At 56.1% G+C, this 11946-nt stretch carries 11 protein-coding genes; 4 read left to right on the forward strand and 7 right to left on the reverse strand.

The features are described from left to right. Positions 1-43 precede the first annotated feature (43 nt). The 5 genes from ACA051_RS17115 to ACA051_RS17135 form a co-directional block, all read right to left on the reverse strand. Positions 44-865 (reverse strand): TIM barrel protein, encoded by an 822-nt coding sequence (locus tag ACA051_RS17115; RefSeq protein ID WP_497371022.1) that lies wholly within the window; start codon positions 863-865, stop codon positions 44-46. Positions 866-890: 25 nt separating this feature from the next. Beyond that, on the reverse strand, positions 891-2393 hold the full coding sequence (locus ACA051_RS17120) for a CoA-acylating methylmalonate-semialdehyde dehydrogenase (protein ID WP_497371024.1): 1503 nt from the start codon (positions 2391-2393) through the stop codon (positions 891-893). A 44-nt stretch (positions 2394-2437) separates the two neighbouring features. Continuing rightward, positions 2438-3247: a 5-deoxy-glucuronate isomerase gene (gene iolB / locus ACA051_RS17125; RefSeq protein WP_497371026.1), complete on the reverse strand. Its 810-nt coding sequence runs from the start codon at positions 3245-3247 to the stop codon at positions 2438-2440. Further along, the gene (iolE, locus tag ACA051_RS17130) at positions 3244-4137 is read right to left on the reverse strand and encodes a myo-inosose-2 dehydratase (RefSeq protein WP_497371028.1); all 894 of its coding nucleotides are present in this window, start codon (positions 4135-4137) and stop codon (positions 3244-3246) included. Before iolE ends, iolB begins: the two co-directional genes overlap by 4 nt. 137 nt (positions 4138-4274) lie before the next feature. After that, complete coding sequence (locus tag ACA051_RS17135; RefSeq protein WP_497371030.1) at positions 4275-6212, reverse strand: bifunctional 5-dehydro-2-deoxygluconokinase/5-dehydro-2-deoxyphosphogluconate aldolase; 1938 nt, start codon at positions 6210-6212, stop codon at positions 4275-4277. A gap of 311 nt (positions 6213-6523) precedes the next feature. Here ACA051_RS17135 and ACA051_RS17140 point away from each other — a divergent pair, with 311 nt between their 5' ends. The 4 genes from ACA051_RS17140 (at position 6524) to ACA051_RS17155 (ending at position 10569) form a co-directional block, all read left to right on the forward strand. Beyond that, entirely contained in the window at positions 6524-7444 is a 921-nt protein-coding gene (locus ACA051_RS17140; RefSeq protein WP_497371032.1) for a MurR/RpiR family transcriptional regulator, read from the forward strand. A 76-nt stretch (positions 7445-7520) separates the two neighbouring features. After that, positions 7521-8132: a glutathione S-transferase gene (locus tag ACA051_RS17145; RefSeq protein WP_497371034.1), complete on the forward strand. Its 612-nt coding sequence runs from the start codon at positions 7521-7523 to the stop codon at positions 8130-8132. 25 nt (positions 8133-8157) lie between these two features. Then, complete coding sequence (locus tag ACA051_RS17150) at positions 8158-9261, forward strand: DNA alkylation repair protein (protein WP_497371036.1); 1104 nt, start codon at positions 8158-8160, stop codon at positions 9259-9261. Positions 9262-9540: 279 nt separating this feature from the next. Continuing rightward, positions 9541-10569 (forward strand): DUF3644 domain-containing protein, encoded by a 1029-nt coding sequence (locus tag ACA051_RS17155; protein ID WP_497375581.1) that lies wholly within the window; start codon positions 9541-9543, stop codon positions 10567-10569. A gap of 106 nt (positions 10570-10675) precedes the next feature. Here the strand turns inward: ACA051_RS17155 and ACA051_RS17160 are convergent, their stop codons facing one another. After that, positions 10676-11224: a hypothetical protein gene (locus ACA051_RS17160; protein ID WP_497371038.1), complete on the reverse strand. Its 549-nt coding sequence runs from the start codon at positions 11222-11224 to the stop codon at positions 10676-10678. Next, a complete protein-coding gene (locus tag ACA051_RS17165; protein ID WP_497371040.1) occupies positions 11205-11756 on the reverse strand; it encodes a hypothetical protein in 552 nt (183 codons plus the stop codon). The genes ACA051_RS17160 and ACA051_RS17165 overlap by 20 nt, the downstream gene beginning before the upstream one ends. Positions 11757-11946 lie beyond the last annotated feature (190 nt).

The following is an 11946-nucleotide window of genomic DNA, read 5'->3' on the forward strand; positions in this document are numbered from 1 at the left end:
ATACCGCTTTCGCGAGCAAGCCCGCTCCCACAGGGGATCTTCATTAGCCTTGAGATTTTTGCAGGTGGTTCATGCTCGCGCCGATCGCCTGCTGGATGTTGGCCAGGCCATGGACGCTATCGGCAAACGGTTCGAACGACAGGTAGCCGCTGTAACCGCCGCTGAGCAAGCTGTCAATTTGCGCCGCGTTACCAAGAATGTCGCCCTCGCCCACCAGCACGCGATGCCCGTCGCGGATTGTCGCCAACGGTGCCTCGGCATCTTCGACGCCGGAAAGGCGCACCAACCCGGTCAGTTCGGGGAAAAATTCGGTTTCGCCGGCCAGGTGATGGTGAAAGGTGTCGTGCACCAACCGGAACACATCCAGCCCACCGGCAGCCTTGATCGCCTCCACCGCCGTGCGTTTAAGCCGCAGCGAGCATTCCTCGAAGCCCAGCGGCTCGATGAAACCGAGAATGCCGTGATCGCGCAGGATCGGCGCCAGTTCACTCAAGGCGGTGCGCAAGCCTGAAGCGCGCTCGGCTTCGTTACGAGTATCGGCGCGATCATTCAGCGGGCACATGACCACCCCCTGCGCACCGCAATCACGCGCATAAGCCGCAAGTTTGAAGGCCTGAGCCCGACGCTCGTCATTCCACACATCAAACGGGTACAGCGCGTTGATCGACAGCACGCTGATGCCTTTGGCCTCGCACAATTCACGGACGCGCTCGGCCGCGGTGCCGTCTTCAATCTCGACGCCCGCGAGGTCATTGCGAATCTCGATAGCATCAGCCTTGAGGGCCACCGCCAGGTCGATGAACGCCGGCAGTGACAAACGTGGGGCGACCACACGGTTCAGGGCGAAACGCAGGGGTTTGCTCATTGTTATTGTTCTCCGCACAGGTGAATCACTTGGCCGTCGGCATGCTGAATTCAGGGCCCTTGGCGATGCTGTCGGGCCAGCGTTGCATCACGCTTTTGTAGCGGCTGTAGAAGCGGATGCCTTCTTCGCCATAGGCGTGATGGTCGCCGAACAGCGAGCGCTTCCAGCCGCCGAACGAGTGCCAGGCCATGGGCACCGGAATCGGCACGTTGATGCCGACCATGCCGACCTTGATGGTGCGCGCAAAGGCCCGGGCGATGCCGCCGTCGCTGGTAAAGCACGACACGCCGTTGCCGAATTCGTGGACGTTGATCAACGACACAGCGCTGGCGAAATCCGGGACGCGGACGATGCCCAGCACCGGGCCGAAGATCTCCTGCTGATAAATGCTCATCTCGGTCGTAACGTGATCGAACAACGTCGCGCCGACGAAGAAGCCGTTCTCCGCTCCCGGCACCTTGAACCCACGACCGTCGACAATCAGCTGCGCACCTTGCGCCACGCCTTCATCTATAAAGCCTTCGACCTTGGACTTGTGTTCGGCCGTCACCAAAGGCCCCATGTCGCTGTCGCCCTGCATGCCATTGCCGACCTTGAGCTGATCGATGCGCGGCAGCAGTTTGGCGATCAACTGGTCAGCGACATCGCCCACCGCGACGGCAATCGAGATCGCCATGCAGCGCTCGCCAGCCGAGCCGTAAGCCGCGCCGATCAAGGCGTCTGCGGCCTGATCCAGATCCGCGTCAGGCATGACGATCATGTGATTCTTCGCCCCGCCCAGCGCCTGCACCCGCTTGCCGCGCGAGGTGGCTTGCTGGTGGATGTACTCGGCAATCGGTGTCGAGCCGACAAAGGAAATCGCCTCGATGTCCGGGTGTTGCAGCAGCGCATCGACGGCGGTCTTGTCGCCCTGGACCACGTTGAACACGCCGTCCGGCAAACCGGCTTCGGTCAGTAAACGCGCCATCAGCAAACTGGCGGACGGGTCGCGTTCGGAGGGTTTGAGGATGAAGCAGTTACCGGTGACCAGCGCCAGCGGGATCATCCACAGCGGCACCATCACCGGGAAATTGAACGGCGTGACACCGGCGCAAACACCCAGCGGCTGACGCAGGTTCCAGTTGTCGATGCCGCCGCCGATGTTGTCGCTGAATTCGGTTTTCAGCAGGCTCGGCGCGCCGCAGGCGTATTCGACGATCTCGATGCCACGGGTGACTTCGCCCTTGGCGTCGGAAAACACCTTGCCGTGTTCGTGGCTGATGATTTCGGCCAGTTCATCGTGATGACGGTCGAGCAGTTCCTTGAACTTGAACATCACCCGTGAACGGCGCAGGGACGATTGCTCGGACCAGGCCGGGAACGCTTTCAGGGCCGAGGCAACGGCGGCGTCCACGGTCTTTTCACTGGCCAGCCCGACGCGCGCCTGAACGCTGCCGGTGGCCGGGTTGAAGACATTGCTGAAGCGCTCGCTGCCGCTGTCTTGCACTTGACCGTCGATGTAATGGCCGATGACCGGGGCGTCGCTCATTGTTTTTGTTCTCCGTTCGAATGTTGGAATTCAGGCTTTTTAGTTCAGAGATCAAGCAGCCAACTGTGCTGCGGATCGTTATGGAACTGCCAGACCCGTTTCGGGCCGGCCATCACGTTCAGGTAATACGACTCGTAGCCGTAGGGCACGCTGACCGGGTGATAGCCCTTGGGCACGACCACGAGGTCGCTGTTTTCCACGGCCATGGCTTGATCGATGCTGCGGTCGTCGGTGTAGACGCGCTGGAACACGAAGCCCTGTGGCGGATTGATCTGGTGGTAATAGGTTTCTTCGAGGAAGCTCTGGTGCGGCAGATCGTCGGTGTCGTGCTTGTGCGGCGGGTAGCTCGACGAGTGCCCCGACGGCGTGCGCACTTCCACCACCAGCAGCGAATGGGCGGGCTCGGTGTCGGGCAGGATGTCGCAGACGTAACGAGTGTTGGCACCCTTGCCGCGCACGCTGCGTTTCATGGTTTCGGGTTTGATCAGCCGCGGGCCGAGGTTGTCGGCTTTGGAGCCGGGCGCGGCGCAGACAGCAATTTGCACATCGCTGAGCGCGACCACTTGCGCCTGACTGCCCGGCGGCAAGTACGCGGCGAAGGGTGATTTGTCTTCGAACACCGACTGGCGATCGCCGAGGTTGTCCCAATTGAAGGCGCCCTGCCCCGGCGCTTCGCCCTTGAGGCTGATCCGACCGCTGAGCAGCACCAGGCACAGTTCTTTATCGCCTGCCGCCACCGGCAGGGTTTCGCCCAGGCTCAAGCGGTAAGCAGCGAAGCCGACGTAATCCAGCTCACCTTTGCCCAACTCGACCATCGTCCGGCCACGGGCGTTGCTTTTGACCAGCAGGCTCATAAGGCAATCCTCTCGTCGAGCAAGGCACGCAAGGTGTCGTAGCCTTTTTTCGCGTAGACGTAGCTCGGCGCCACGGCCGGGTCTTGCTCGGCCTCGACCACCAGCCAGCCGTGGTAATCGTTGGCCAGCAATACTTCGAGCAGCGCGGCGAAATCGATATCGCCATCGCCGGGCACGGTGAAAGTGCCGTTGATGATGCAGTCGGGAAAGCTCCACAGGTTGTTGCGCGCCAGTTGCACCACCGGTTTGCGCACGTCCTTGAAATGCACGTGACAGATGCGTTCGATGTGTTTTCGCAGCACCTGCAACGGCTCGCCGCCGCCCATGTAGCAATGGCCCGAATCGAACAACAGACCGACTTCGCTGCCGGTCAACGCCATCAGCTTGTCGATGTCGGCCGGGGATTCGACGTAAGCGCCCATGTGATGGTGATAGGCCAGGCGCACGCCTTGGGACAGGGTGAAACGCGCCAGTTCGGTGAGCTTTTCGGCGTATTCCTGCCAGGCCTGCTCGGTGTGAAAACGCGGGCGTTCCACCAAGGGAATGCGTTGGCCCTGAATCGAGTCAGCCACTTCGCCGTAAACCAGCACCTTGGCGCCGTTCTTCGCCAGCAACTCGACATGACTGCCAATGGCGTCGATTTCCTCGGCCACGGAACGGCGCGCCAGACGGCTGGAATACCAGCCCGACACCAGCGCCAGATCGTAAGGCCGCAGCACGTCACCGACGCCTTTGGCATCCTTGGGGAATTTTCCGTTGAGTTCGAAACCTTCGTAACCGATCTCCTTGCCTTCGCTCAAAGCAGTGCTCAGCGGCGTCTCGCCACCGAGGGACGGCAAGTCGTCGTTGCTCCAAGAGATCGGGTTGATGCCAATTCGGATAGCGGGCATGGCTGCACCTTTTTGTTGTTTTCTAAATTTCCGTTGAGTCTGAGGCCGACTTCGCGGGCAAGCCTCGCTCCTACAGATCAACGCGGCTTCCCGTAGGAGCGAGGCTTGCCCGCGAAGAACGATAACGCGGTGTCACGTCAGGCGCGGGCCGTGCGCCAGGCATCGATGAGTTCGACGAAGGTGCCCTGCACCTGAGCAATCAGCGCCTCATCATCGATTTCACCGGCCAGCCACGCGCGGCTCGGTTCCTGGAAGATCGTCCTCCCCACCGCGAACCCGCGACAGGTCTGGCTCTGGCTCGCTTGCTGAAACCCTTCGGCCAGTGCCGCCGCCGGCGCATTCAGCCCCAGCAACACCACGCCCCGGCAATACGGATCTCGCTCCTGAATCAACTCATCAAGCTGCTTCCACTCCTCGGCACTCTGCGCTTCGATCTTCCACCACGCCGGGTAAATCCCCAGGTTGTAGAGGCGTTTCAGCGCGCGATACAGCACGTCCGGATGGGTCGACGGATGATCCTTGGGCGGGATGATTTCCAGCAGCAGTTCATGGCCGCTGACCAGAGAGGCCTCATACAACCCCTTGATCTGCGCTTCCTGTTCCAGGCGCAGCAACGGCTCGTCATCGGGATGGTATTGCACCAGGCACTTGATGATCTGCTCTTGCGGCCAGGCAATCAGGTTGCTACCGATCGAGCGCCCATGTTCGAACGCCAACGGCCGCGAGCCCTGCACTTCCACAGGTCGCGCCACCCACCAGCCACGACCGGTGGCGGCGTTCAGCGAGTCCTGGCCGAAACGCTGATCAGCCAGCAAGCCGACATCAGCGTCGATCCCTTGCTCACGCAAATCCGCTTCAACCCGCTCCACGGCTTTGATAAAGAGTTGCTTGAGCTCGCCGATGGCGTTCAGGTCGCGACCGCCCTTTTGCGCCAGCTCCACCAGTTGCCCACGGTGATCAAAGGCAAAAATGAACAGCTGCTTCCACTGTTTGCGCGGCACGCTGACCTGATGCAGACGCTGCAGCACCGCGTCCTGATCTGGCCGGGTAATCGGCACCGGGCTGTTGAACAGGTAATCGAGTTCGGCGCGTGTCGGCATCGCCGGGGCGCAGGCATGGCGCGACACCACCAGCCCGCCGCAAGCATTGGCCAACTGGCAGCAACGCTCATCGCTGGCGTCCTCCAGCCAACCGCTGAGGAAACCCGACATAAAGGCATCGCCGGCCCCCAACACGTTGAGCACTTCCACCCGAACGCCGGGATAAATCGCCCCATCTTCAAGCCGCACCGGAATCACCCCGTGAATCACCGTGCAACCCTGCGGCCCGAGTTTGACCACCAACGTGGCATCGCTCAAACGCCGGACATTACGCAGCGCAGTGAGCAAATCCTCCGAACCGCCAGCAATCAAAAACTCTTCTTCAGTACCCACGATCAGGTCGAAACGCGGCAGGATTTTCTGCACATGCTGGCTGACGCTCTGATCCGCAACAAAGCGGGTCTCGCCATCAGCCTTGCCGGCCAGACCCCAAAGCACCGGCCGATAATCGATATCCAGCACGCGTTTGACATTGTGCTTCTCGGCATAATCCAGCGCCTGGAGGCTCGCCTTGTAGACGCCGTCGGTGGAGAAATGGGTGCCGGTGATCAGCAAGGCTTTGCTGGAGGCAATAAAGGCTTCACTGATGTCTTCAGCCCGCAGCGCCATGTCAGCGCAGTTTTCGCGGTAGAACACCAACGGAAAGGTTTCGCGGTCCTTGAGACCGAGCAGGACCATGGCGGTCAGGCGTTCCGGATCAACCTTGATGCCGCTGACGTCGCAGCCTTCACGGACCAGGGATTCCAGGAGAAAACGGCCCATGTGGTCGTCCCCTACCCGGCTCAACATCGCTGACTTGAGGCCCAACCGCGCGGTGCCGAAGGCGATGTTGGCGGACGATCCCCCAAGGTATTTGGCGAAGCTTGAAACATCTTCCAGCCGCGCCCCGACTTGCTGCGCATAGAGGTCGACGCCAAGGCGCCCCAGGCAAATCAGATCCAATTGACGCCCACTGGCAAAACGAGTCTGGCCCATGCTGGCTCCTGTTATTTTTATCAGCCTGCGTTCGGGGCGATGGAGGCGCCGAACGCTCTTGGTGGGATGCAGACTAAAACGACCGGGACCGAACAATCAATAATTATTCCAAATAATTTTTACGTGGAATATTTTTTCCAATAAACTTTTACAAAAGCATTCCAGACACAGTGCATCGTTTCAGCAAACCGCACGCCGGCCGCAAGCTCAAGATTTTATTCCGGCCTACCCTGTAGACTGCGCACAGCCAACCTATTGTCAGGGGACGACGCAACCGTCAGCCCTATAAGAACAAGCCAGAAGGATTCCCTATGTCCCGCACCGATCAGCCGGCTACGACCGAGAGCACGCCCGACAGCGATCTCGTCAGCCCCCCGATCAATGCCGAGCGTCTGCTGCAGCAGATCACCAACGAATACGAAAGCCTGCCGCGCCAGCTCAAACGCATCGCCAGCTACATGAGCCAGCAAAGCGACCGGATCATGGTCGACCGCATCAGCGACATCGCCCGCGAGTGCGAAGTCCACCCGTCGGCCATCGTGCGGTTTTCGCAGCGCTTCGGTTTCAGCGGTTTCAGCGAGATGCAGGCCCTGTTCCGCGAGGCGTACACGCACAAAACCACGCCGGTGCAGAACTACCAGCAGCGCATCCGCAGCATGATCGCCAACAAATCGCAGAAGGCCAGCGGCGGCGACCTCGCCCGCGAGTGCATCGACGCGACCCTGTCCGGCATCGAGCGACTGGGGCAGGAACTCGATGACGAGGCCTTCGACAAAGCCGTGGACCTGGTGGTCAACGCCGACAACATCTACGTGGTCGGCGTGCGCCGCTCCTTCGCCGTCGCCGATTACCTGGTCTACAACCTGCAACACACCAACAAACGCATCCACCTGGTCTCCGGCCTCGGCGGCAGTTACCGCGAGCAGATGCGCAGCGTGCGCGCCAATGACCTGGTCATCGCCATCAGCTTCACGCCCTACGGCAAGGAAACCCAACACTGCCTGCGCATCGCCCAGCACAACCAGGCGAAAACCCTGATCATCACCGACAGCAACCTTTCACCCCTGGCCAAACGCGCCAACACCGTGCTGCTGGTCAACGAAGGCAGCTCGTTCGCCTTCCGCTCGTTGAGCGCAACGCTGTGCCTGTGCCAGGCGCTGTTCATCGCCGTGGCCTATCGCCTGGAACTGAAGGTCGACGAGATACACGAGCAAGTCGGTTTCGAGGATTAAGCCAACGCCGTTTGCAGGTCGCCGAACCTCAGCTAAGGTAGTCCATCCCGACATGGACACCTGAAGGAGCGGCTCAATGAAACTGATCGGCATGCTGGATTCGCCCTACGTGCGGCGCGTGGCCATTTCCGCCAGACACCTGGGCATCGACCTGGAGCACGAGTCGGTTTCAGTGTTCCGCCACTTCGAGCACTTCCAGCAGATCAACCCTGTGGTCAAGGCCCCGACCCTGGTGCTGGACGACGGCGAAGTGTTGATCGACTCGACACTGATCATCGACTACCTCGAAGCCCTGGCCGGCCCCGGCAAAAGCCTGATGCCCGGCGACCTCAAGCAACGACTGCGCGCATGGCGCCTGATCGGGTTCGGGTTGGCAGCGTGCGAAAAGTCGGTGCAGCTTTACTACGAACGCAACCTGCGCCCCGCCGAAATTCAATACCAGCCGTGGGTTGAGCGCGTCGAAGGCCAACTCGCCGCAGCCTATTCAGCGCTTGAACGCGAGCTGGAAAAGCAGCCACTGGCAAACGGTGCCTTGATCGGCCAAGACGGCATCACCCTCGCCGTCGCCTGGAGCTTCACCAACCTCGTCACTCCGGATCAAGTCGACGCCTCACGCTACCCGCACATAGCCGAATTCACCGCGCAGGCGGAAAAGCTTGAGGCCTTCATCAGTACCCCGATAACCTGACCGGCCCCCTCGAACGGACCCGACCATGACCGCCGCCGAACAACCTGCCCCGGCCCTGAAGGAAATCTTCAACGCCGAACGCCTCAAACACATCGCAACCGAAATGACGGCGGTCTACCCGGCCTTCAACGCCAAAGCCTTCCTGAAACTGGCCAACGACGGCCTCGCCGACCTGTCGATCATGCAACGCATGGCCCGCGTCAGCGAATGCTTGCACGCCGTGCTGCCGCAGGGCTACGACGAATCCCTCGAAGTCCTGCGCGCCCTCGCCCCTCGCCTGAACAGCGGATTCGTCAGCATCTCGCTACCGCATTACGTGGCGATGTATGGCGCGCATGATTTCGAGCGCTCGATGGAAGCGCTTAAGTACTTCACGGCGTTTGGATCGGCAGAATTTGCGATTCGGTATTTTCTGCGCAGCGATCTGCAACGGTCATTGGCGCTGATGCAGGCATGGTCCCAGGATGAGAATGAACATGTGCGGCGTCTGGCCAGCGAAGGCAGTCGACCGCGCTTGCCGTGGTCGTTTCGGTTGGAGCAGATTCAGAGCGATCCGACATTGGCGGCGGCGATTCTCGACAACCTCAAGGCGGATGACAGCCTTTACGTGCGCAAGTCGGTGGCCAATCACCTGAATGACATTACCAAGGACCATCCGGAGTGGGTGTTGGACTTGATTGAGGGCTGGTCGCTGGAGAACAAGCACACCGCGTGGATTGCCAAGCATGCGCTGCGGAGTTTGATTAAGCAGGGGAATCAGCGGGCGCTGGCGATTATTGGGGCGAGTGGGAAAGCTGAGGTTGAGATTGTTGGGGTGAAGGTGGAGCCGGCGGTGATTCGGTTGGGGGAGAAGATTACGTTGTCGTTTGCGGTGAAATCCACGGTAGCGGAGAGTCAGCGGTTGGTGATTGATTATGCGATTGATTACGTAAAAGCCAATGGCAGCACTTCGGCGAAGGTGTTCAAGCTTAAGGCGTTGACGCTGCTTGGCAAGGCGACTGAACGAGTCAGTCGCGGTCAACAGATCAAGGAGCTCACCACTCGCAAACACTATGTGGGCGAACACGCAGTACACATCCTGGTGAACGGGGAACGGCTGGCCAGCACCTCCTTCGAAATCCTTGCCTGAGACATCCTGCTCTACTGTGGGAATGAAACTTTCTCGAGGTGGCGTCAGGCCTGATCTGCCGCGTTATCGCGAATATGACTCTACCCTTTAGGCAGTCCACTTCGGATCGAATGCAGCGCTCCGCGACAGGCAGCAATCAGCCAAGTGCGATCAGTGGACAGCATGCTGGCGAAACAGTAGCCTATCGACATAAAATGTAAAATCAGATAAAGGGGGACTATTTTGAAGCTAAGGAAAGGCAAGACGAAATCTATACTTGACGCATCAATTGATTCAGCGTTGCTTGCTGTCGAAATTTATAATAAACCTAGAACAACCTTTCGCAGTGAAGGGTTCATAACCATGATGATCATGGCATGGACTCGGCTATTTCATGCTCATTTCAATGCCACGATTGGCGACAAGTACTATTATAAAAATAAAAACGGACGATTCGATTTTGTTGATGGAGAGAGGAAGGCATGGGAGTTATCCACCTGCATAAAAAAATATGGGGAACTCGACACTGCAACGGAAAGCAATCTTTTTTTCTTTATTAAGCTCAGAAATAAAATTGAGCACCGCCACATTGAGAAGAGAGAAGTTGACACACTAATTTTCGGAGAGTGCCAGTCTTTACTTTACAACTATGAAAGTAAGTTGATAGATTTTTTTGGCGACAACTATTCCATCAATGAATCGCTGGTATATAGCCTGCAGTTCTCTCAGATCAGAACAAAGCAGCAAGAAGCGGCTAATAGATCGGCACTATCAAAAGATTTGTCCGATATTGTTTCGTTTATAGAAAAATATAGAAACTCGTTAGATGATGACACTTATAACTCCCTTCAGTACAGTGTAAAACTCATTCAGATACCGAAAATATCGAACACAAATCGAGCTGATGCAGCAATTGAATTTGTGCGCTGGGATGCACTAAGTGAAGAAGATAAAGAAGCGTATGAAAAGCTGGCCGTAATTATCAAAGACAAAACCGTTCGAGTAGAGGCTGCAAACTTTGGCCGACTAAAGCCTTCTGACGTCGTAAAGAAAGTCAATGAACGTCTCAACGAAATAAAGATGACATCGAATCTTCATCCAGCGCTTTATAAGGTTTTTTCAATTAGGCCAGCCAATGGCGCTGAAGACCCATTCGAGACGCAAGCAGAATATTGTTTGTATGATGAGGCGCACAATGATTATGTTTATCAGGATGCATGGATAACTTTCTTAATTCATTTTATGCAGGCAAGTGGATTCTCACCTGCTGAAATTCGGAAAATGGCTGCCGAAGGTAAGAAACTTGAATTAAGCGACTATAAACCTTGAGCGGTTAGCGAATACCAGTATTGAGGCGATCGGTCGTCATTTCGCACTCGTGAGTTCCGACAAGGAATCAGACTTAAACTGGAAGACCGCTAATAACGCCCCACCATTAACGCATATGCGTCATCCAAAGTTCTTGCATTCTTTTTATATGCTCGCCCGCCATAACACAAGCATCTTTTTTAGAGTGTTTTAGATCTCTGTACTTCTTGATGAGTGTCTTTTTATATATTTCAATCCAACCTTCGAAAACCGCTGACACCTCAATCAATATTTTTGGACGATTAATACCCTCACTCACACTTACCCCCGAATCAGCAGGCTGCAGATACATAGCACGAGATGTCATTATCCCACTTACAAGACTTGCGTATTTTTCCAGCCTGAATGGTATATAAACCGTAGTATTAACAGGCCGAAAAAACTCCAGCTTTAAAAAAATATGCTTATTATCAAATCTTCTCAACGCCCATGTTGACTGCACGTCACCGGGGGGCGTATGTTGATGAACACTAATCAAACTTTGCATATCAACGCATTTTGAGGTATCAATTATCACTACAGGGATTAGTCTCCCTTCACCCCATATAGAGGTTGCAATAGCACCATCACCAACCACAGGGACAAATAAATCAGAATTAACTTTTTCCTTTTGCATTCTCGATTTCCTTCATAATATATTGATGCACACCCACTCTAAACCCATTTCCAGAAGTAAATACAACCTCATATTTATCCACCGTGAATTTTTCATTTACATATTCTGGTATTTCATATGAAATCCAAATGGACTCCGTCGTCCCCGCAGCGAGATTAATTGGCTGTATAGACGTTGCAGTTTCAGCATTCTCTGGAAGAGGGAAAGAAGTAGGCTGCAGAATCACTTCAGATGTTACACCTCCACTCACATATAGCTTCAAATGCAACTCAGCCTTTACGATCGACGTAGGTGTAGTAGACGAATTTGTAAGTGAAATAGCAAAAAAACATTTCCTTTTATTCTTTTTCTCACGCCAGCTAAAGCCATCAATGAGATAAGAACTAATAGGCGCATTTCTCTGCCTGTGATCATCAGCAGCAATTGCAGTGGTCAGCTTAGTTTTCATATACGTCTTAACTGCATACACAGCCGCAACAGTCGCAACACCCAAACCACCTGCGGCAATTAATACTTCGACTAAGCTTGCCATCCCTAGACTCTATCTATTAGTTTTTATTGGCTGTTAACGCACACAAATAGTAAACGCCGACAAATATTCTGAGTTAGATCTCAGGAGTTCATATCATTACGCCCGCAATGATACCTATTGGCCACCACAATGTCTAAGGTGGTGACTTGAGTTTTTCTAATGCAAGCCGATTAACGATTTTAGCCAAAAT

This window comes from Pseudomonas sp. LBUM1669, from assembly GCF_059695705.1.

Excerpts from the sequence above, each read along its gene's own strand:
- ACA051_RS17140 (WP_497371032.1), top strand. The coding sequence starts at position 6,524 with ATGTCCCGCACCGATCAGCCGGCTACGACCGAGAGCACGCCCGACAGC.
- ACA051_RS17120 (WP_497371024.1), bottom strand. The coding sequence starts at position 2,393 with ATGAGCGACGCCCCGGTCATCGGCCATTACATCGACGGTCAAGTGCAA.
- iolE (WP_497371028.1), bottom strand. The coding sequence starts at position 4,137 with ATGCCCGCTATCCGAATTGGCATCAACCCGATCTCTTGGAGCAACGAC.
- iolB (WP_497371026.1), bottom strand. The coding sequence starts at position 3,247 with ATGAGCCTGCTGGTCAAAAGCAACGCCCGTGGCCGGACGATGGTCGAG.
- ACA051_RS17145 (WP_497371034.1), top strand. The coding sequence starts at position 7,521 with ATGAAACTGATCGGCATGCTGGATTCGCCCTACGTGCGGCGCGTGGCC.
- ACA051_RS17135 (WP_497371030.1), bottom strand. The coding sequence starts at position 6,212 with ATGGGCCAGACTCGTTTTGCCAGTGGGCGTCAATTGGATCTGATTTGC.
- ACA051_RS17160 (WP_497371038.1), bottom strand. The coding sequence starts at position 11,224 with ATGCAAAAGGAAAAAGTTAATTCTGATTTATTTGTCCCTGTGGTTGGT.
- ACA051_RS17165 (WP_497371040.1), bottom strand. The coding sequence starts at position 11,756 with ATGGCAAGCTTAGTCGAAGTATTAATTGCCGCAGGTGGTTTGGGTGTT.
- ACA051_RS17150 (WP_497371036.1), top strand. The coding sequence starts at position 8,158 with ATGACCGCCGCCGAACAACCTGCCCCGGCCCTGAAGGAAATCTTCAAC.
- ACA051_RS17115 (WP_497371022.1), bottom strand. The coding sequence starts at position 865 with ATGAGCAAACCCCTGCGTTTCGCCCTGAACCGTGTGGTCGCCCCACGT.